This is a genomic window from Aquimarina spinulae, from assembly GCF_943373825.1.
GTDB classification, from domain to species: domain Bacteria; phylum Bacteroidota; class Bacteroidia; order Flavobacteriales; family Flavobacteriaceae; genus Aquimarina; species Aquimarina spinulae.
The window spans coordinates 549,146-568,706 of the sequence record NZ_CALSBP010000003.1; the positions used below are offsets into that span (position 1 = coordinate 549,146).

Consider the following 19,561-nt stretch of genomic DNA (forward strand, 5'->3'; position numbering starts at 1 on the left):
TAATCTTAATTTAAATAATTTACGTTCCAGTTTATGTTATTATAATATCCTAAAGTTCCTTGACTAACAACCAAAGGTGAATCAATATTATTTGTATACAATCCTCCCGTTCCTAAGCCTTGAGGCATTTTGTTATTTAAGGTATATGTATATTGCGCAATAGCGTTTAATCCTATGTTGCTCTCTAGTGCGCTGGTAATCCACCACCCTATCCCAAAAGATTTTGCTATATCAATCCATTCTTTGGTTCCTTTAAAACCTCCTATCAAACTTGGTTTAAGAATAATATATTGTGGTTGTATAGTTTGTAATAGTTTTCTCTTTTCTGTTACATCAAAAACACCAATTAACTCTTCATCTAGTGCTATTGGCAATGGAGTTTCTTTACATAAGTTTGCCATTTCGTTAAGCTGTCCTTGTCGTATAGGTTGCTCTATACTATGTAGATTAAATACAGAAAGCTGTTTTAGTTTATCTAAAGCTTCTTCTGGTTTAAACGCGCCATTAGCATCTACTCTTAATTCAATACTATCTGAAGAAAAATGAGATCGTATATAGGACAACAAATTTAATTCTGTTTCAAAATCAATAGCCCCTATTTTCATTTTTATGCAATCAAATCCATCATCTAATTTAGAGGTGATTTGTTGTCTCATAAATTCTTTATCTCCCATCCATATGAGTCCGTTGATAGAAATTTGTTCTTCATCACGGGTAAATGGTGAAGGAAACAGTAAAAAAGGAGAATCGCTTTCTAAAGATCTAAACGCCATCTCTACTCCAAATTGAATACTCGGAAACTCTATAAGTTCTTCCCAAAGCTTTTCTACACCTAAATGAATATTCTCACAGGTCCATTTTAATGTATCCTCATAATCTGGTCGGTCATCGATACTTAATGTTCTTAGAATTCCGCACTCTCCTATTCCTTTCTTTGTTCCGTCAGAAATCACAATAAACCAGGTTTCTTTGGTTTTTAGAACTCCTCTCGAAGTACCGCTTGGTCTTTTAAACTGAAGGATATGCTTATAATATCTGGCATTCATTATAATGTGATGCTTTTCCCTATATCTAACAGCATAAGGTCTTTGTTTTTTTCAAAAAACTTTTGTTTGGCTTCATCATGATCAATTTCAATATATCCAAAAGTATCATAATGTACTCCTAATATTTTATCGCATTCTACAAAATCACTTGCAATAATAGCATCATCTACACCCATTGTAAAATTATCACCAATAGGTAGAATAGCAAGATCCAAAGTATTTCTCAACGGGATTAATTTCATATCCATTGTTAATGCTGTATCACCAGCAATATAAATGGTTTTATGCTCTCCTTCAATAACGAATCCTCCTGGTTGCCCTCCATATGTTCCATCGGCGAAACTACTGGTATGAATTGCATTCACATATTTTACTTTTCCAAATTCAAAACTCCAGGTTCCTCCATGATTCATAGGATGTATTTCGACACCTAGATTCTGGTAATATGTGGCAATTTCATAATTTGAGACAATCGTAGCATTATTATTTTTGGCTATAGCTTCTGCATCAAGAACATGATCTTGATGTGCATGAGTAAGCAATATATAATCTGCTTTAATCGTATTCATATCAATTTTATCCTTAGCTAACGGGTTACCCGAAATAAATGGATCTATAAGGATATTTGTTTCATTGATTTCAATTAGTAAAGTATTATGACCGTAAAAGGTGATTTTCATGTGTGAAAAATTTAAAACTAATTATACTACAAATAGGTTCTGAGATACAATAGAATGCTCACAAAAGCTACTATAAATTATCTACTATAACAGAGTTCGACTAAATTATAAAATCTGCCCCAGACTAAATAAAATTGATAGTAAAAATGTTGTTAAAGCTATTTTTTTAAGCTCGGGGTCTAATAGTTCTGAATTACTGGTTTTAGCAACTTTTCGTATATGAATAAGTAAAGGTATATAAGCAATCAAAAACAAAAAGTTCATAGGTATTTTATAGGTAGCATATAAATATACTAACATGGATAGCATAGCTATAATTAGTAAGGTAAAATGATAAGTTCTTGCTCGATTAATTCCTAGTTTTACAACAAGTGTATTTTTACCTGCTTTTTTATCACTATGATAATCTCTCATATTATTAAGATTTAACACTGTGGCACTCAATAATCCGATAGTGATAGCAGGTAGGAAGACAAGAACATTTAGTTGTTTTGCAAACAAAAAGTAACATCCAACGACGCTAACTAAGCCAAAAAAGATAAATACAAAAAAATCTCCTAAGCCTCTATAACCATACGCAGAGCTACCCATTGTGTATTTAATAGCAGCAGCTATAGCAGCAAGTCCTAATATGAAAAAGAATACAGAATAGAAAAAGTACTCTTTTCCGAAAGAAACATAAATTAAAGCAATAGCAACTCCTAAGGTGATTAATGCTGTAAGTACTATTCCTTTATACATTTCCTTTTTAGAAATGGCTCCACTTTGCAAAGCTCTTTGTGGCCCTACTCTATCTTCATTATCAGTTCCCTTTACCCCATCACCATAATCATTAGCGAAATTGGATAAAATTTGTAGACCTAATGTAGTAATAATAGCCAGCCAGAAGGTATTTGTTTCCAAAAAGTTCTTATAACCTAAAGCAGATCCAACAACTATTCCCGAAATCGATAGTGGTAACGTTCTTAATCTAGCTGCAGAGATCCATGCTTTGAATTTGGTCATTTTTGTAATTTTGACTTCAAAGGAACATTATTTTTATAGAAAAATGAAAATTAATTACATCAATTCTTTGTCTTAAGAGTTTACAAAAATGTGTAACAAATCATAATATCACTTATTTTTACAAATTTAGTAATTCATCTTACTCTAATTTTTATAAGACTTTTTATAGCTTAGCATTTTTAAATCCCTAAATACAATGATTAAACTTATAAAAACCTTTATTTTTTTGCTCTTATGCCTAATGATTGGATGTAAAGATGAGCCAAAGAAAAATGGTATTAATCAATCAAAACCTACTCAATCTGATACTCAAAAAGTAAAAAAAACAAAAAAACCTCCTTTTATTTGGGAAGGATCCAATATCTATTTTTTATTAACCGATAGATTTAAAAATGGAGACCCTACAAACGACGAGGCTATAAAGCGAACTAATGAAACAGGTAAATTAAGAGGTTTTGAAGGAGGTGATATCAAAGGGATTATTCAGAAAATAAAAGATGGGTATTTTAAAGCACTCGGAGTAAATGTTATATGGTTTAGTCCGATAGTAGAGCAAATACACGGAAGTGTAGATGAAGGTACAGGAAATACATATGCGTTTCATGGATATTGGACAAAGGATTGGACAAAAATTGATCCTAATTTTGGTACCTATAAAGAATTAAAAGAATTAGTAGATACAGCTCATAAGAATGATATTAGAATTCTAATGGATGTCGTAATGAACCACACAGGTCCTGTTACAAAGCAGGATCCTGTCTGGCCAGATAGCTGGGTACGAACCTCGCCGCAATGTACTTATAAAGATTATGAAAGTACTATAAATTGTACACTGATAAAAAACCTCCCCGATATTAAAACAGAGAATAATGAAAATGTAGAATTACCCGAAGCGCTAATAAATAAATGGAAAGCCGAAGGTCGATTAGAAATAGAACTTGCAGAGATAGATGTTTTCTTTACCAAAACACGATTAAAAAGATCTCCCAAGAATTATATTATCAAATGGCTAACTGATTATGTTAGAGAGTTAGGAGTAGATGGATATCGTGTAGATACTGTAAAACATATTAAAGAAGATGCATGGAGTGTATTGGCCGAACAAGCTAAGCTGGCATTCTTAGAATGGAAATCAAAAAACCCTGATAAAATACTAGATGATAATGAATTCTTTATGTTAGGTGAATTATACGGCTATGGAATTGATGGGAAACGATATTATGATTTTGGGAACCGTAAAGTAGACTATTTTGCTCATGGATTTAACAATATGATCAATTTTCAGTTCAAATATGATGCTAATCAACTTGATTATGAAAAATTGTTTAGCAAATACAGTAAAGCTTTATATACCAATTTAATTGGTAAAGGAATAACCAATTATATAAGTTCTCATGATGATGGTAACCCTTTTGACAGAAAAAGAAATAAAACGTATGAATCTGCCACCAAACTGTTACTAACTCCTGGTATATCCCAGATATATTATGGAGATGAGATAGCAAGACCTTTAATTATCGACGAAACCAAAGGAGATGCCACACTTAGATCTAATATGAATTGGGATTCAATCAATAATAAGGATACCAAAACATTATTACAGCATTGGCAAAAACTAGGGATTTTTAGAAAAAATCATCCCGCTGTAGGAGCCGGTAAACACAAAATGATATCCCAAAAACCTTATGTATTCTCAAGAAAGTATCATAAAAATGGAATATCAGACAAAGTAGTAATAGGATTAGATCTTCCTATGGGCGAAAAAATAATTAAAATTAATTCGGTTTTTCCAGAGGGAGCTATTTTAATCGATGACTACTCGGGTAAAGAAGTTACAGTTTCTAATGATTCGGTAATGGTTAATTCTGAATATGAAATTGCTCTATTAACAGTGAAAAAGTAAATTAATAACAAGAATTCTTTTTAAGCATCTATTGTGGTTAAATGACTATTAATTTGGTTTACTTTTTTCTAATATTCAAAAATAATATATTTCAAGATTAGAACTATATAGCGATTGTATATATACATATGTACCATATTTTTATATGAATCTAAAGTAAAAATTGGATCAGATATCAAGTAGTAAATTGCTAATTTATTTAAGTTCATAATACCCCATGAAGAACTTACCTCCTTAGGATAAGGAGGTAAGTGTTGGGGAAAACAAAAAAAGTAAGGGAAAAATTGTAATTGGAATACATGTCAAAGATAAAGAGGTTTGGTGCATATACGGTTACGGTTTTACCTCAAACTTTAGCCGGAATAGTAGTATGAATTGAAGATGAGTAGCTTAATTAACTGAAAAACAGACATTTAACACAAATCAACTCTGTATGTTAAATTATACTAAATAAAAAAAACAAATATCTGTATAAATAAATACCCGTAATTGATTTCTAATAATTCAAGAAAAATTTAAATTTGCAATCATTAGTAGTTAATCATCTTTATAATATTACCCATTTGGAAAATAAAAAAGCAATCAAGTTAATCGATAAAATTCTGGTAGACCTGGAAAAAACAGGTATCAACACAGATGCACTAATTGTAGACCTTAAAGAATTAAGGACTTATGCTTTAGAAGAGCAAATACCACTTGTAGTAAAGGTTCTTAGGTTTACTTATGAACATATAGAAGAAAATAATTCTTTTCTCATACCTATTCCGGATGATGAACCTATAGATGAGGACAACGAAATACCAAATAATGAAGAAACCAAAGACCCCGTAGAGAGTCTTAAATATTTGGTATCGTTAACAAAAAGTCTAAAAAACAGAACAAATATTTCAGATTTAAAAGAGTACAGAGATGCTCTTATGGAATATTAAATTATAGATTTTTGGTGAGTCGTTTTTCTGATTCAGTTTTTAAAAAATTATAGATCTTATAGAAGCGTCATATCTTTTATGTAAGAATGGCGCTTCTCTTTTTAATAGTATCAATCATTTTTTAATATGCTATCAATCGTAGTAAGATACTCCTCAAATTTTATTAGATTATTATGCGATCCTTTTGGTATTGTGATCATTCTTTTGTTTGAAACTGTAATACTATTAAATAATAGCTCTCCCGATGTATAAGGGACTACTCTATCATCGGTGCCGTGATAAATAGTAACATCACAAACTACATTTTGTATAAACTCATGAGACGGAATTTTATATTGTAGCAATAGGTTTGTTGGAAAAATAGGTAACCAACTTTCTGCAACATCTTTCATATTGTAATAGGGAGTTTCTAATATCAAATGGTTAGGCCTATTGTCTGAAGCTATTTTTGTTGCTATTCCAGTTCCAATAGATCTTCCATAAATAGTTATTTGATCTTCGGGATATCGTTCTAAAACATAATTATAGAACAATTGTGCATCTTCATATAATTTTTGTTCACTGATTTTCCCTGTACTTTTTCCATACCCCCGATAATCCATTATAATGACATCATATTTTTTTTGAGCAAAGAACATCGCTATTTCCCCCCAACGTTTCAGGCTTCCCTTATTTCCATGAAAATACAAAATCACCCCTTTGGGATCTTCATTAACAAAACGAATAGCATTAAGACGACTATTATCTTTAGTTTCTAGAAAAAACTCTTCAAAAGGATGCGCAAATTGAAAAATAAAATCTGTAGAAAGTTTTTCTGGTTGAAAAATAATTTTTTCCTGAAAGAAATAAAGTAATACCGCAATAATACTATACAATGCTATACTCCACAATAGTATTTTTTTAAGCTTGTGCATTTGCTTTTTTTGAAGAATGCATAACACCAATACTTGTATTAGAAAGATTTATCTTCCTCATTTTAGAATTGATAATTTCTCCAAGCATCTTATGATAAGATTCAAAATTATTCAAATTTTTATGCCCTCCTCCTATCACAGTGTATAGCCGAGTAAGTTTTGGTCGAATTTTTGACAATTTAACACTTGATTTAAAAGGAATTAATTTATCATGGGTGCCGTGTATAATATGAATAGGGCAATTTACATACTTAAGCCATTTATAGGTCGGTATAGGGTACCTCATAATTAAAGAAATTGGCATAAAAGGTATAAACTTTGCGGCAACCTTATTTAGACTATAATAAGGAGCATCTAATATCAACATTTTAGGATTATTGATAGAGGCTAATTTTGTAGCAAATCCAGAACCCATTGAACGACCGTATAAAATAATATACTCTTCCTTTACTCTTTCTTTAATCTTATTATAGACAAACTGAAGATCTCTTTTTATTGCCTTAAAAGAACGTCTACCTGTACTTTTACCAAACCCTCTATAATCCAACATAAATACATCATACCCATGTCTTGTGAAGTCTACAGCAAATTTTCCCCAGCCTTTAATACTTTTAGAATTTCCTTTAAGATATAGAACGACCCCTTTTGGGTTCTCTACTTTAAAATGAAGACCATTAAGTATAGCGCCATCTCTTGTTTCCAGATTATATTCTTCTACAACCTGATTGTTATAATGAAACTCAAAATCCTTATCTAACTTCTCTGGTTTAAAAATGAAGTACTCCTGTAAGTAATACAAGCCAACACTTACAACGATATACATTGCAAGAACACTAATTGCTATATATCCCCAATATGACATCCAATTATTCTTTTTTGTAAGTATCTAATTTACAAAAAATTAAATTGAGGTATAAAAAAATCCTGCCAAAGCAGGATTTTAAATACGTATTATTTGTTAAAATTTATCGTCGCGCATCATAAATTCTGAATCGAACTCCTACTCTTGCATAAATATCAAAGAATTTACTATTAGTATTGGTAATATTATCTACAAAATCGTTCATTACTCCTACTTCTGCCATAATATCAAACATCTCTCCTACCATTTGAGAAAAACCAGCTCCGTACACACCGCCAATAATCAATTTCTCATAGCCATCATCTTCTAATTCTACACCATTTATTTCAAATTTTGTATTTACTCGAAAAGAAGGCCCGACATTAATAAAACCACGAAACCGATCTTTACCATCACCAGTTAAGTATCTAAATTTTGGGTTAAATCCAACCTGAAGTGTCTCTGCATCGCCTGTTCCTTCTATTTCACTGGTACGCTGCAGAAGGTCTAAAGAAAAAACAATACTTGTTCTCGCTCTAACTCCCATTACATAACCATATCCGGCATTAACAAAAAAACCTGTTCCGCCTGTAGTTTCGGTATTATCAAGGTTTAGTTTAGAAAAAGTAGCTCCAGCAGAAACTTCCCAGCGATATTGCCCATAAGAAACAACAGAAAGCGTTGTAAAAAGAATAAAAAAGACTATTTTTTTCATGATTTCGTATTTAGATTTGAGGTTGTAATAGAGCGAAAATACTAAAATTTAAAAAACGACCATAAAAAAACCTGCCATATGACAGGTTTTTTTATGGTCTATATTGAGATAATATCCTTTATTTATGCATAAAACCTTGTTTTTGCAATAAAAATTCTTCAGTTTCTACTATATCCTCATCGGGAATACAACAATCTACAGGACATACTGCAGCACATTGTGGTTCTTCATGAAACCCTTTACATTCTGTACATTTATCAGGAACTATATAATATACTTCATCACTAACAGGCTCTTGTGCCTCATCGGCATTTACACCTTTACCGCCAGGAAGAACTACATCTCCTTCTAAATCTGTACCATCAGAATATCTCCAATCATCAGCCCCTTCATAAATTGCAGTATTTGGGCATTCTGGCTCACAAGCACCACAGTTTATACATTCATCTGTTATTATAATTGCCATAGCTCTTTTTTATTCTAAATTTGCAGCACAAAAATAGCTCGTAAACTAGTGATAAACAAATAAGAAATGTTATTAAATGATCGTATCAAAGCTTTTTCTGAATTAGGAAAGTTTCTTAGCCAATTCAAATCCACTGGTTATGAGAAGGTTAATGCCATTCATCATAATGATGATTTTTTTGATAAAATGCTTCATAAAATTACTACTGCCGTACATCATAATGGGTGGTTTACAGAAGAAAATGTACTTTTTTCTCTAGAACAATGGAGTAATGCTCTTACAGAGAATAGTTTAAAAGATTGGCTATCTCCTTATGCATTAGAAAAAATAGAACCAAAAACAGTCGGTATTGTTATGGCAGGGAATATACCATTAGTAGGTTTTCATGATTTTCTTTCTGTATTAATTTCTGGGCATCATGTTTTGGTAAAACAATCTTCTAATGATAACCAGTTGTTACCTTTTTTGGCTTCGTATCTAATAGCAATAGAACATCGATTTGAGGCATCTATTAAATTTACTTCAGAAAAATTTAAAAATTTTGATGCAGTAATTGCTACCGGAAGCGATAATACTTCTCGGTATTTTGAATATTACTTTGGTAAAGTACCCAACATCATACGCAAAAACAGAAATTCTGTTGCCATTTTAACGGGAAATGAAACCAAAGAACAACTCGAGGTACTAGGCAAAGATATTTTTAGATATTATGGATTGGGATGTAGAAGTGTTTCAAAATTAATGGTCCCAAAAGAGTATAATTTTGATTCTTTTTTTAAAGCCATTTATCCATATCATGATGTCGTTAATAGTGCAAAGTATGCTAATAATTATGATTACAATAAAGCAGTTTACCTAATGAGTAATTACAAATTGTTTGAAAACGGCTTTTTAATGCTCAAAGAAGACGAAGGCTATGCTTCTCCTATTGCGACTCTATTTTATGAAACCTATGATTCTAAAGACCAGTTAAACAAAAAAATTAAGAGTGACAGCGAAAAGATCCAGTGTGTTGTAGGCCTTGATTTTTCTCCAGAATGTATTGAATTTGGAGAAACGCAAAGCCCTCAACTTTCAGATTATGCAGATGGTATAGATATTATTGAGTTTTTGACAAAAATTAATTAAATAATTTATCATTTTGATAATGATTTTGTATCATATTATTAGCACCTTTGTAGCGTTTTTTCTAACGCTGTTTTTAGAGTAAAGAAAAAACAACGAAACCATACTATTTAACAACAATAAAACTACTAATGAAACTGATACAATTAGATAACCGTTAACGTAAATAGTTATACTAATTTTAATTGTTGAAGATTCCATGTGGCCATTAAAAACAACAAACATTAGCACATGAAAAAGCATAATTTTAGCGCTGGACCCTGTATTTTACCACAAGAAGTATTTAAAGAAGCATCACAAGCAGTGTTAGATTTTAACAACTCTGGTCTTTCTATTCTGGAGATATCGCATCGTAGTAAGGATTTTGTAGATGTTATGGAAGAAGCCCGCAGTTTGGTTTTAGAATTACTAGGTTTAGAAGGAAAAGGGTATAAAACACTTTTTCTTCAAGGTGGAGCAAGTACTCAATTTCTTATGACTGCCTATAATTTATTACAAACAAAAGCCGGGTATCTAAATACAGGAACCTGGAGTGATAAAGCTGTAAAAGAAGCTAAGCTTTTTGGTGAGATCGTAGAAGTTGCTTCTTCAAAAGATTCAAATTTTAATTTTATTCCCAAAGGGTATAATATTCCTAAAGGATTAGATTATTTACACCTAACCAGTAATAATACTATTTTTGGTACACAACTTAAAGATTTTCCTTCTACCGATACGACTCTTGTATGTGATATGAGTAGCGATATCTTTTCTAGACAGATGGATTTTTCTCAATTTGATTTAATTTATGCTGGTGCTCAAAAAAATATGGGCCCTGCAGGAGCTACTGTTGTAGTAATTAAAGAAGATATTTTAGGAAAAGTAAACAGACAAATTCCTTCTATGCTTGATTATCAAACACATATTAGCAAAAGTAGTATGTTTAATACTCCGCCTGTGTTTTCGGTATACACATCAATGCTAACCTTAAAATGGATTAAAAAATTAGGTGGTATTTCGGCTATAGAAGAACTTAATGAAAAGAAAGCTAAGCTTATTTACTCTGAAATAGATGTAAATCCATTATTCGAAGGTTTTGCTGCAAAAGAAGATAGATCAATGATGAATGCTACATTTAAACTTTTAAATGATGATCTTAAAGAAACTTTTGATGCTATGTGGAAAGAAGCAGGAATTAACGGAATTAACGGTCACAGAAGTATTGGAGGATATAGAGCTAGTATGTATAACGCATTAAGCCTTGAAAGTGTTGCTACTCTTGTAGATGTAATGGGTGATCTAGAACGTAAAGCGTAAAATATTCTAACAATAATCATTTAAGACAAGTCAAATTAATAGGACTTAATATTCAAAATTTAAAACTTGAAAATGAAAGTATTAGCAAACGACGGAGTATCTCAAAGCGGAATTGAAGCTTTAGAAAAAAAAGGCTTCGAGGTTTTAACAACTACAGTAGCTCAAGATCAATTGGTTAATTATATTAACGAAAATGAAATTTCTGTACTACTTGTGCGTAGCGCAACAAAAGTAAGAACAGATATTATTGATAATTGTCCTTCTCTTAAGATTATTGGCCGTGGTGGTGTAGGAATGGATAATATTGATGTAGCATACGCTAGAGAAAAAGGATTACATGTAATTAATACTCCGGCAGCTTCTTCTGGGTCTGTAGCAGAGTTAGTTTTTGCACATTTATATGGTAGTGTACGTTTTTTACATGATTCTAACCGTAATATGCCTCTCGAAGGAGATAGTAAATTCAAAAACCTAAAAAAAGCATACGGTAGTGGTATCGAATTAAGAGGAAAAACCCTTGGAGTAATAGGTATTGGGCGAATCGGACAGGCAACTGCAAAAATTGCAATTGGAGTTGGAATGAATGTTATTGCTTATGATCCTTTTATTGAGGAAGTAGAAATACCATTAGAGTTCTTTGATGGGCAATCATTAAAGTTCAAAATTAAAACGGTATCCAAAGAAGAGGTGCTTAAAAATTCTGATTTTTTCACACTACACGTTCCTGCACAAAAAGAATATGTGATCGGTAGTTCTGAAATCGAACAAATGAAAGATGGTGCAGGAATCATTAATGCTGCAAGAGGTGGCGTAATCGATGAAGTAGCATTGGTAGAAGCCTTAGAAAAAGAGAAATTAGGTTTTGCAGGACTTGATGTATTTGAGAATGAACCTAGCCCGGCAATCAAAGTATTGATGAATAATAAAATATCGCTAACACCACATATTGGTGCAGCTACAGGAGAGGCACAAGATCGTATTGGCCAAGAATTAGCTGAGCAAATTATTAAGATTCTAAACTAGGATGTAAAAATATAAATTGCATAATAAAAGAGCTGTTTCAATGATTGAGACGGCTCTTTTTTTTACTTTTCATCCTGTAAAATGGTTTTTTATCCCATTTTCATCAAAATAAAATGAGTTAATAATTCTAATTCTGGTATTAAAAATGTAAATTTAGATTCATTAAAAAATATTTACAATGTCAGGAATTTTAGATCTATTAAATAGCCCAATGGGCAAGCAAATTATCAACGGTGTGAGCTCACAAACGGGCCAATCCCAAGATAAAACTGGAGACCTATTAAGTATGGCTATGCCGGTACTTATGGGTGCAATGCAACGAAATGCATCTACACCTGAAGGAGCTTCGGGATTATTAGGAGCATTAACTGGTAAGCATACAGGTGGGATTTTAGATAATTTAGGAGGTTTATTTGACGGTGGTGTTGATCAAAGTGTTACTAATGATGGGGCTGGTATTCTAGGTCATATTCTTGGAAATAAACAACCTGCAGTAGAAAATGCTTTAAGTCAAAAATCAGGAATCGATGCTGGTTCTGTGGCTCAAATACTAAAAGTTGCTGCTCCAATTCTTTTAGGAGTATTAGGAAAACAAGCTAAACAGAATAATGTAAACGATGCTAATGGATTATCAGGTTTACTAGGTGGTATGTCTGGTGGTGGTACCAAGCAACAATCATTGATAGAATCTTTCTTAGATGCAGATGGTGACGGAAGTATTCTTGATGATGTTGCCGGAATGTTATTAAGTAGTGGAGGAAAGAAAAAAGGAGGTCTTGGAGGGCTGCTTGGTGGTCTTTTTGGAAAATAATACTCCTATCCAATAAGTCAAATAATATAATTTTTATTATTTTGATATATCAAAAGAAAGGGCTTATTAAAGTTGTATGACTTTAATAAGCTTTTATTTTAACCAACGATCTTCAATATGAAAAAATTACTAATTTTAGTAGTGTTTCTATATTACACAAGCACTATTGCTCAAATCGATGCTAATGCACTACTAGGGTTGCCAGGAGCTACTACAACCGATATTAATAGTATTAGTACAGCTACAATACAAGAAGGGTCTTTAGTCTTTGATACAGTTAAAAAAAAGGTGTTTCAATTTAATGGAACAGAATGGAAAGAATTACTCGAATCCCCATCTGTATTCGCTAAAACCGGAAATTATACTCTTGTAGATACTGACAATCATAATATACTAACTTTTAATAGTACTACAGATGTTACATTAACAGTTCCTGCAGGACTTCCTATAGGGTATAATGTTAGTATCTATCAACTGGGAGCAGGAAAAGTAACTGTCACAGGAGTCGCGGGGGTTACTATAAAAAATAGATTATTACGGTTTAAGACAGCAGGATTAGATGCAGGAGCCGGTATCGTATGCACAGCAACCAATACATTTCATATCACTGGGGATTTAAAAAGAAATTAATGACATGGCAAGATTATTACTTTACATAGGCCTGTTTTTTTCTGGCCTTGGTTATTGTCAAATTGGTCAATACAATAACTTCCCTACGATGAGACCATCTCATATCCTAGATGAAAAACTTACCAATATTAGCTTTGCTTTTTCATTAAGGGTACTAGAATCTGATTATAATGGTCCTCTTATACGCCTAAGAAGAGATAGTGATAATGCCCAACAAGATTTTGGATGGGCCGATAATGATATTGTGGATGTAGCAGCAATAGATACCTGGAGAGGTACTGCAAATGTATTTGTAGTCATATGGTATGATCAAAGTGGATTAGGCAGGAATGCTATTCAGAACACCAATGCTTTTCAACCTCGGTTTATAACCGATCCTGCCAGACCTTATTTTTTTGGAGATGGTAACAACGATCGGTTAGATATCAATACGAGTATCCAAATTCTTACTAACGCAGGAGTTAACGGTTCTGTTTTTACAGTTTTATACTCTACTTCTAATAATCAGTTTTCATTCGGTACCAGGCAACCAGGGGTTAATAGAAATCGATGGTCTATTCATGTAAACTGGACAAACAATAGAGTTTATTTTGATTCTGGAATTTGTTGTAGTGAACCTGTACGGTGGGCTTCAAACGGTAATAATCAATGGCAACAATTCTCTTTTATTCGCGCTAATGTTGTACAGACAATTCGACGATCAGGTACTATTCTTAGAACCGGAAACTATACTTTGGGTCGTTGTACTGCAACAAATGGAGCCGGTATCCTATATTCTAATGGAGCCAATCGCGAATTTGCCACGAATCGATTTACCGAATTAGTTATGTATAGCATGGATATTAATCTCACCGACATTCAGGAAATTGAACAAGACCAGGTTGATTTCTGGAATTTATAATTTCTACAACACTATCATATTCTTTTTTTAGATATATTTATAAGATTATGAAATGAGCGTAAACAAATTTCATCATTGCATACCAACCGATATGATTATATTTTTTGTGCGAATTCCTGAATGTGCAGAAATTTTTAGTTTCTTCATTTTTAGTAAACTATAAAATTTTAAACAGATGAAAAATTGTATTTATATATTAATCATAGGAATATTCATTTATAGCTGTTCTACAACCAAAAACAGAAAAATGGATGTAGCTACTACCGATATTGCTTCGGATACCATAAGGATCGCAAATGATAGCCTGGAATACGAAATTATTATTATAGAGCCTGGATTTAATGCATGGTTGGTTACTCAAAGACCCAGGGGGTTTTATTCTGAAACATTTTTAGAAACCAGAAATCGTATCTATGTTACAGAATATAATCAAAGAGTGATGCAACCACAACGATTTGATCCTAATTTATATCTTCAGCGAATCAATTATGAATACGCAACTCATTATGGTTATGAAGTAAACTATCTTCTATATAATTACTTTCTATATTTTGAGCAGCGATATCGACAACGATTTATTGCAACAAGGGGGCGACGATTTTGATTTCCATTCTTTTTAGTTGTATTTTTGTAACATGCAAAAATTTAAGGAACGTTGGGAAATAAAGGATAATTGGCAATTAATCTTTCCTATATTAGGACTGCTAAGTCTAGTATTCTCGTCTTATCTGATTGGAAAATATATTCTAAAATTATTACCAATTGCCCAAAACGATAGCATTTATATTGGTGTACTATCTGCGATAATAATTTTTCTATCTTCATTATTTCTTTTTATTACCTTAAAACTTTTTAATGTTCTCGAAACAAAATGGAACGTTTCTTATCGATGGGAACTTATTGCCATTTTTATTGCGTTTGCTGTAACGGGTTCTACTGCTGCCCGTGTTTCTGATCCTATACTTACTTTTATAGGGCTACACAGGGATACAACAAACGGTTGGTTGTATTGGCCTGCAAGAATATTATTGATATTTCCAGTATATCAAATATTACTTATTATAGTAGGGTGGCTCTTTGGGCAGTTTAAATTTTTCTGGGATTTTGAAAAAAAGATGTTAAGTAGAATGGGATTTGCTCGTTTCTTTAAAGATTAAGAAATATCTACATCAATAATATCTTTTACTTTTTCTTTTTTAACCACATACGTATATACCCACATAATAGTAAACGTTGGTATAATATCTAAACCTGGTAAAGCTTCTTCTACAAAGGTAAATACCCCAGCAGCCTTACCAACATTACCTTTATACATTCTGGTCATTAACCAACCCGCTAAAGGAGCCCATATCACATCTGCAAACTCCCCTACTCCAGGAATCACATAGGTAATCATCCCTAAGCCATCGAAAAGTAAACTTAATCCAAGTTTTTTATATTTATCTTTTGCCATATTTAATACATAATTTATAGTTTAATATACAATAAATAAAGCAAAGAGTATTCCAAAAATTTGTTATCCCAGATCTGCTGTAATTAATCTCAAAAACTCTGATCGGGTCTCTATTTTTTCAAATTGTCCTCTAAAACCAGAAGTAGTTGTTACAGAATTTTGTTTCTGTACTCCACGCATCATCATACACATATGAGAAGCTTCAATTACCACAGCAACACCTTTAGGTTTTAAGGTTGTATTGATACATTCCAAAATATCATGAGTAAGTCGTTCTTGCACTTGTAATCGTCTGGCAAAAACATCAACAATTCTAGGTAGCTTACTTAGTCCAACTATATAACCATCGGGAATGTAAGCAATATGTGCCTTACCAAAAAATGGTAGCATATGATGTTCACATAACGAATACAATTCAATATCCTTAACTATTACCATATCGTCATAGCCTTCCTTAAACATAGCGCTCTTAAGAATTTCGGCAGGATCCTGATGATATCCTTGTGTAAGAAATTGCATTGCCTTTGCTGCTCGCTCAGGAGTCTTAACTATCCCCTCTCTTTTTGTGTCTTCACCCAGATCTTCAATAATAGATTCAAATTTCTCTTTTACTTCTTCGGTTACTTTTATGTTATATTCCTCAAAATTTTTATATAGCATAGCAATTAATTCTATTTTTCTTTTTTCAATTTGTTTTTAAAGGTAGTATTTAATTTATTAAGTTTTGGATTTATTACAAATTGACAATATCCCTGGCTACTGTTTTGGTTATAATAATCCTGATGATATGTTTCGGCATTATAAAATGCTCCTAATGCCGTTACCTCTGTAACAATGGGATTATCAAAAACAGATTCATCTTCAAGTGTTCTAATTACTTGTTCTGCCATCTGCTGCTGCTGTTCATTAATATAAAATATAGCGCTTCGATATTGTGTGCCACGATCTGCTCCCTGGCTATTTAAGGTTGTAGGATCATGTGTAGCAAAAAACACTTCAAGTAATTCTTGATAGCCGATACATTTGGGATCATATTCAATTTTAATTGCTTCGGCATGCCCTGTTCTTCCTGTTGTTATTTCGCGGTATGCGGGATTTTTAATTGATCCTCCTGTATACCCAGATACCACTTTTACGACTCCTTCTAAACGCTGAAAAACTGCTTCTGTACACCAAAAACAGCCGCCAGCAAACACTGCTGTTTCAAAATTATTTTCTTCCATAACTATTTAGTCGTCTTTTTTTCAACGAAAATACATATATGAGGCTCTATTTTTTGCTTTTTAACTTTTCGTTAGTACCACATCTCCTAATACAAGCCTAGTTTTGCAATTAATCAAAAAAGTAAGGTTTTTATTACAATTTTATGAATATACAATTACATTCAAAAGCTTATGTTATACTTTTACTTTTCATTACATTACAATCTTTTGCTCAAGAAAGAAAGGAAATTATAGCAGAAAGAATAAATAATCCTCCAAAAATTGATGGTGTTCTTGATGATGATGTATGGAAAACCATCCCGGCTCATGGTAATTTTCAGATGTGGCAACCCGGAAACGAGGGTGAAATACCAAAAGAGATACAATCTGAAGTAAAAATGGCGTATGACAATAAAGCTGTTTATTTTGGAGTCTACCTATATGACGATCAACCCGATGCAGTATTACGTCAATTTAGCCAGCGAGATGATATATTTGTTCAGACCGATCATTTTAGTATCGCGATAAATACCTACAATGATGGAGTTAATGAAACCCGTTTTTATATCACCAGTGCTGGTACTATTGGTGATGCCAGAGCAGATCAATTCAATGAAGATTTTAGTTATAATGTAGTTTTTGATGCTAAAGTTTCTTTTGATAACCAAGGATGGTATGCAGAGTTCAAAATACCATATAATGCATTACGCTTCCCAGAAGTGAATATACAGGATTGGAGTATCAACTTTTATAGAAGATCTCTAAGTCGAAATCAGACGCATACCTGGAACTTTATTGATAATAAAATTGGACAACGTACACAATATAATGGTTTGGTTAAAGGCGTAGAGAATGTTAACCCTCCTGTAAGACTTACTTTTTTTCCATTTGTACAAGGTCTGGTATCACACTCTGATGGAGATACCGAAACCGATTTTAGTGCAGGGATGGATGTAAAATACGGGTTAAGTGATAGCTTTACATTAGATGCAACTCTAATCCCCGATTTTGGGCAAGCAGCTTTTGATGAAGTTCGTCTTAATTTAGGACCGTTCGAACAAACTTTTGGAGAAAACAGGCAATTCTTTACTGAAGGTACAGAATTATTTAATAAAGGAAATATTTTCTTTTCCAGAAGAGTTGGCGGTAAACCCTCTACATCTATATCAGACGATGACCTTAATACAAATGAAGTTGCAGAAGATGCTCCTTCTAAAGTAAATCTCCTTAATGCCTTAAAAATTTCGGGAAGAACAAAAGGAAACCTGGGTATCGGTTTTTTTAATGCAATTACAGAAAAAACAGAAATTCAAATTACCGACACTATCACTGGCGCTGTGCGCAAAGAAGTAGTTGAACCTATATCGAATTATAATATTTTTGTATTAGACCAACAGTTTAATAAAAATTCTTCTGTTTCCTTAATTAATACCAATGTAACGCGTAGTGGTAGCAAGTTTAGAAATGCAAATGTAACTGGGTTGGTTTGGAATCTTGCCAATAAGGCAAACTCTTATCGCGTGACTGGAAGATCTTTGGTTAGTCACGTAAATTCTCCAGGAGATAATATTGGTGGTTTTGCGTCAGAGCTTGATTTTGATCGTATTAAGGGTAAATTTAGGTATGGTTTTGGCCATGATTTGGCAAATACGACATATAACATTAATGATTTAGGAGTAAATTTCAGAAATAATTTTAATAATTTTAGAGTAAGTGCTTCTTATCAAATTTTTGAACCTAAAGGATTATTTAATACCTACCGTATTAATGTTTTTGCAAGACATCGACGACTATATGACCCTAGTATCCAAACACAAAATTCTATAGGTGCAGATTGGTTTTTTGTGACCAGAAAACGTTTTGGTTTTGGTGGAAGAGGATCTTATAACTCTAAAAATCAAAACTATTTTGAACCTCGTGTAGACGGAAGGTTTGTTACTTTTAGTCGAAGTATTGGTGGCAGAATGTTTGTTTCTTCTGATTATCGAAAAAAGTTCGCCTATGATATTAGTGCAGGAACAAGACAATGGTTTGGCGATGGACAAAAGATATATAGAATAGAAATTTCTCCCAGATATCGATTTTCTGATAAATTATTAGTGATATGGAGATCAGAATACTATAATCGCCCAAATAATTTTGGATATGTTGATGATGATGGCACAGATGTATTTCTAGGGCAACGAGATATTATTTCGCTAGAAAACTCTCTAAGTGCAAGCTATAATTTTGACCCATACAAAGCTGTAAATTTACGTTTCCGAAACTTCTGGAGTACTGCCGATTATTCTGATAATGTATTTTACATTTTGAACGAAAACGGATCCAGAACTCAAATTGATTATGATATTTCAGAAGATAATCCCAATACTAATTTTAACATTTGGAATCTGGACTTAAGTTTTAATTGGAGATTCGCTCCTGGCAGTGAAGCTACTCTACTCTATCGCAATCAAATTTTTAATGATGATGAGTTATCTACCTTAAATTACACACAAAGCCTTGATAATTTGTTTAACAAGCCTATTAAGCATACACTATCGCTAAGAGTAGTCTATTTTCTTGATGTGAATAATTTAAAGCGTTCTTCTAAAGGATAATCTTGGGGATTCTAATGATAT

21 protein-coding genes are annotated in these 19,561 nt (G+C 32.5%); 11 read left to right on the top strand and 10 right to left on the bottom strand.

The window, feature by feature from the left end:
- Positions 1-5 precede the first annotated feature (5 nt).
- The 3 genes from NNH57_RS25145 to menA form a co-directional block, all read right to left on the bottom strand.
- Entirely contained in the window at positions 6-1,046 is a 1,041-nt protein-coding gene (locus NNH57_RS25145) for an o-succinylbenzoate synthase (protein WP_074406047.1), read from the bottom strand.
- On the bottom strand, positions 1,046-1,726 hold the full coding sequence (locus NNH57_RS25150; protein ID WP_074406046.1) for a metal-dependent hydrolase: 681 nt from the start codon (positions 1,724-1,726) through the stop codon (positions 1,046-1,048). The genes NNH57_RS25145 and NNH57_RS25150 overlap by 1 nt, the downstream gene beginning before the upstream one ends.
- 105 nt (positions 1,727-1,831) lie before the next feature.
- Positions 1,832-2,731 carry a 1,4-dihydroxy-2-naphthoate octaprenyltransferase gene (gene menA, locus NNH57_RS25155; protein WP_108807480.1) on the bottom strand — a complete coding sequence of 300 codons (900 nt, stop codon included), beginning with the start codon at positions 2,729-2,731 and terminating at the stop codon, positions 1,832-1,834.
- Between the two features lie 196 nt (positions 2,732-2,927).
- Here menA and NNH57_RS25160 point away from each other — a divergent pair, with 196 nt between their 5' ends.
- Both NNH57_RS25160 and NNH57_RS25165 read left to right on the top strand, forming a co-directional pair.
- Positions 2,928-4,634: an alpha-amylase family glycosyl hydrolase gene (locus NNH57_RS25160; protein ID WP_108807479.1), complete on the top strand. Its 1,707-nt coding sequence runs from the start codon at positions 2,928-2,930 to the stop codon at positions 4,632-4,634.
- A gap of 563 nt (positions 4,635-5,197) precedes the next feature.
- Entirely contained in the window at positions 5,198-5,563 is a 366-nt protein-coding gene (locus NNH57_RS25165; protein WP_025665584.1) for a hypothetical protein, read from the top strand.
- A gap of 110 nt (positions 5,564-5,673) precedes the next feature.
- Here NNH57_RS25165 and NNH57_RS25170 read toward each other — a convergent pair whose 3' ends face one another.
- From NNH57_RS25170 to NNH57_RS25185, 4 genes are all read right to left on the bottom strand, one after another.
- A complete protein-coding gene (locus tag NNH57_RS25170; protein ID WP_108807478.1) occupies positions 5,674-6,477 on the bottom strand; it encodes an alpha/beta hydrolase in 804 nt (267 codons plus the stop codon).
- Positions 6,464-7,339 carry an alpha/beta hydrolase gene (locus NNH57_RS25175; protein WP_074406042.1) on the bottom strand — a complete coding sequence of 292 codons (876 nt, stop codon included), beginning with the start codon at positions 7,337-7,339 and terminating at the stop codon, positions 6,464-6,466. Before NNH57_RS25175 ends, NNH57_RS25170 begins: the two co-directional genes overlap by 14 nt.
- Positions 7,340-7,442: 103 nt before the next feature.
- Entirely contained in the window at positions 7,443-8,033 is a 591-nt protein-coding gene (locus NNH57_RS25180; protein ID WP_074406041.1) for a porin family protein, read from the bottom strand.
- 118 nt (positions 8,034-8,151) lie between these two features.
- On the bottom strand, positions 8,152-8,499 hold the full coding sequence (locus NNH57_RS25185) for a 4Fe-4S dicluster domain-containing protein (protein WP_074406040.1): 348 nt from the start codon (positions 8,497-8,499) through the stop codon (positions 8,152-8,154).
- Positions 8,500-8,565: 66 nt separating this feature from the next.
- Between NNH57_RS25185 and NNH57_RS25190 the strand changes: the two genes are divergently transcribed.
- From NNH57_RS25190 to NNH57_RS25225, 8 genes are all read left to right on the top strand, one after another.
- On the top strand, positions 8,566-9,627 hold the full coding sequence (locus tag NNH57_RS25190) for an acyl-CoA reductase (protein WP_108807477.1): 1,062 nt from the start codon (positions 8,566-8,568) through the stop codon (positions 9,625-9,627).
- Between the two features lie 228 nt (positions 9,628-9,855).
- Positions 9,856-10,920 carry a 3-phosphoserine/phosphohydroxythreonine transaminase gene (serC, locus tag NNH57_RS25195; protein WP_074406038.1) on the top strand — a complete coding sequence of 355 codons (1,065 nt, stop codon included), beginning with the start codon at positions 9,856-9,858 and terminating at the stop codon, positions 10,918-10,920.
- 72 nt (positions 10,921-10,992) lie between these two features.
- Positions 10,993-11,943, top strand: coding sequence for a D-2-hydroxyacid dehydrogenase (locus NNH57_RS25200; RefSeq protein WP_074406037.1), 951 nt, complete (start codon positions 10,993-10,995; stop codon positions 11,941-11,943).
- 178 nt (positions 11,944-12,121) lie between these two features.
- On the top strand, positions 12,122-12,754 hold the full coding sequence (locus tag NNH57_RS25205; protein ID WP_074406036.1) for a DUF937 domain-containing protein: 633 nt from the start codon (positions 12,122-12,124) through the stop codon (positions 12,752-12,754).
- Between the two features lie 117 nt (positions 12,755-12,871).
- Complete coding sequence (locus NNH57_RS25210; RefSeq protein ID WP_074406035.1) at positions 12,872-13,384, top strand: hypothetical protein; 513 nt, start codon at positions 12,872-12,874, stop codon at positions 13,382-13,384.
- A 4-nt stretch (positions 13,385-13,388) separates the two neighbouring features.
- Positions 13,389-14,285, top strand: a complete 897-nt coding sequence (locus NNH57_RS25215) for an arabinofuranosidase catalytic domain-containing protein (RefSeq protein ID WP_108807476.1) — start codon at positions 13,389-13,391, stop codon at positions 14,283-14,285.
- Positions 14,286-14,460: 175 nt separating this feature from the next.
- Positions 14,461-14,889, top strand: a complete 429-nt coding sequence (locus NNH57_RS25220) for a DUF6146 family protein (RefSeq protein ID WP_074406033.1) — start codon at positions 14,461-14,463, stop codon at positions 14,887-14,889.
- Positions 14,890-14,920: 31 nt separating this feature from the next.
- On the top strand, positions 14,921-15,442 hold the full coding sequence (locus NNH57_RS25225) for a DUF6787 family protein (RefSeq protein ID WP_074406032.1): 522 nt from the start codon (positions 14,921-14,923) through the stop codon (positions 15,440-15,442).
- Here NNH57_RS25225 and NNH57_RS25230 read toward each other — a convergent pair.
- The 3 genes from NNH57_RS25230 to msrA all read right to left on the bottom strand — a co-directional run bounded on the left by NNH57_RS25230 (position 15,439) and on the right by msrA (position 16,961).
- On the bottom strand, positions 15,439-15,738 hold the full coding sequence (locus NNH57_RS25230) for a hypothetical protein (protein ID WP_074406031.1): 300 nt from the start codon (positions 15,736-15,738) through the stop codon (positions 15,439-15,441). The two genes, NNH57_RS25225 and NNH57_RS25230, sit on opposite strands and share 4 nt — an antisense overlap.
- Positions 15,739-15,801: 63 nt before the next feature.
- Positions 15,802-16,398, bottom strand: coding sequence for a GTP cyclohydrolase I FolE (gene folE, locus NNH57_RS25235; protein ID WP_074406030.1), 597 nt, complete (start codon positions 16,396-16,398; stop codon positions 15,802-15,804).
- A gap of 11 nt (positions 16,399-16,409) precedes the next feature.
- Complete coding sequence (gene msrA, locus NNH57_RS25240) at positions 16,410-16,961, bottom strand: peptide-methionine (S)-S-oxide reductase MsrA (protein WP_074406029.1); 552 nt, start codon at positions 16,959-16,961, stop codon at positions 16,410-16,412.
- Positions 16,962-17,104: 143 nt separating this feature from the next.
- On the opposite strand from msrA, the gene NNH57_RS25245 reads away from it, so the two are divergent.
- The gene (locus NNH57_RS25245; protein ID WP_108807475.1) at positions 17,105-19,540 is read left to right on the top strand and encodes a DUF5916 domain-containing protein; all 2,436 of its coding nucleotides are present in this window, start codon (positions 17,105-17,107) and stop codon (positions 19,538-19,540) included.
- The last annotated feature ends 21 nt before the right edge of the window (positions 19,541-19,561 follow it).

What these genes read in the sequence shown, in the direction of transcription:
- NNH57_RS25145 (WP_074406047.1), bottom strand. Translation starts at nt 1,046, where the DNA reads ATGAATGCCAGATATTATAAGCATATCCTTCAGTTTAAAAGACCAAGC.
- NNH57_RS25150 (WP_074406046.1), bottom strand. Translation starts at nt 1,726, where the DNA reads ATGAAAATCACCTTTTACGGTCATAATACTTTACTAATTGAAATCAAT.
- menA (WP_108807480.1), bottom strand. Translation starts at nt 2,731, where the DNA reads ATGACCAAATTCAAAGCATGGATCTCTGCAGCTAGATTAAGAACGTTA.
- NNH57_RS25160 (WP_108807479.1), top strand. Translation starts at nt 2,928, where the DNA reads ATGATTAAACTTATAAAAACCTTTATTTTTTTGCTCTTATGCCTAATG.
- NNH57_RS25170 (WP_108807478.1), bottom strand. Translation starts at nt 6,477, where the DNA reads ATGCACAAGCTTAAAAAAATACTATTGTGGAGTATAGCATTGTATAGT.
- NNH57_RS25175 (WP_074406042.1), bottom strand. Translation starts at nt 7,339, where the DNA reads ATGTCATATTGGGGATATATAGCAATTAGTGTTCTTGCAATGTATATC.
- NNH57_RS25180 (WP_074406041.1), bottom strand. Translation starts at nt 8,033, where the DNA reads ATGAAAAAAATAGTCTTTTTTATTCTTTTTACAACGCTTTCTGTTGTT.
- NNH57_RS25185 (WP_074406040.1), bottom strand. Translation starts at nt 8,499, where the DNA reads ATGGCAATTATAATAACAGATGAATGTATAAACTGTGGTGCTTGTGAG.
- NNH57_RS25190 (WP_108807477.1), top strand. Translation starts at nt 8,566, where the DNA reads ATGTTATTAAATGATCGTATCAAAGCTTTTTCTGAATTAGGAAAGTTT.
- serC (WP_074406038.1), top strand. Translation starts at nt 9,856, where the DNA reads ATGAAAAAGCATAATTTTAGCGCTGGACCCTGTATTTTACCACAAGAA.
- NNH57_RS25200 (WP_074406037.1), top strand. Translation starts at nt 10,993, where the DNA reads ATGAAAGTATTAGCAAACGACGGAGTATCTCAAAGCGGAATTGAAGCT.
- NNH57_RS25205 (WP_074406036.1), top strand. Translation starts at nt 12,122, where the DNA reads ATGTCAGGAATTTTAGATCTATTAAATAGCCCAATGGGCAAGCAAATT.
- NNH57_RS25210 (WP_074406035.1), top strand. Translation starts at nt 12,872, where the DNA reads ATGAAAAAATTACTAATTTTAGTAGTGTTTCTATATTACACAAGCACT.
- NNH57_RS25215 (WP_108807476.1), top strand. Translation starts at nt 13,389, where the DNA reads ATGGCAAGATTATTACTTTACATAGGCCTGTTTTTTTCTGGCCTTGGT.
- NNH57_RS25220 (WP_074406033.1), top strand. Translation starts at nt 14,461, where the DNA reads ATGAAAAATTGTATTTATATATTAATCATAGGAATATTCATTTATAGC.
- NNH57_RS25225 (WP_074406032.1), top strand. Translation starts at nt 14,921, where the DNA reads ATGCAAAAATTTAAGGAACGTTGGGAAATAAAGGATAATTGGCAATTA.
- NNH57_RS25230 (WP_074406031.1), bottom strand. Translation starts at nt 15,738, where the DNA reads ATGGCAAAAGATAAATATAAAAAACTTGGATTAAGTTTACTTTTCGAT.
- folE (WP_074406030.1), bottom strand. Translation starts at nt 16,398, where the DNA reads ATGCTATATAAAAATTTTGAGGAATATAACATAAAAGTAACCGAAGAA.
- msrA (WP_074406029.1), bottom strand. Translation starts at nt 16,961, where the DNA reads ATGGAAGAAAATAATTTTGAAACAGCAGTGTTTGCTGGCGGCTGTTTT.
- NNH57_RS25245 (WP_108807475.1), top strand. Translation starts at nt 17,105, where the DNA reads ATGAATATACAATTACATTCAAAAGCTTATGTTATACTTTTACTTTTC.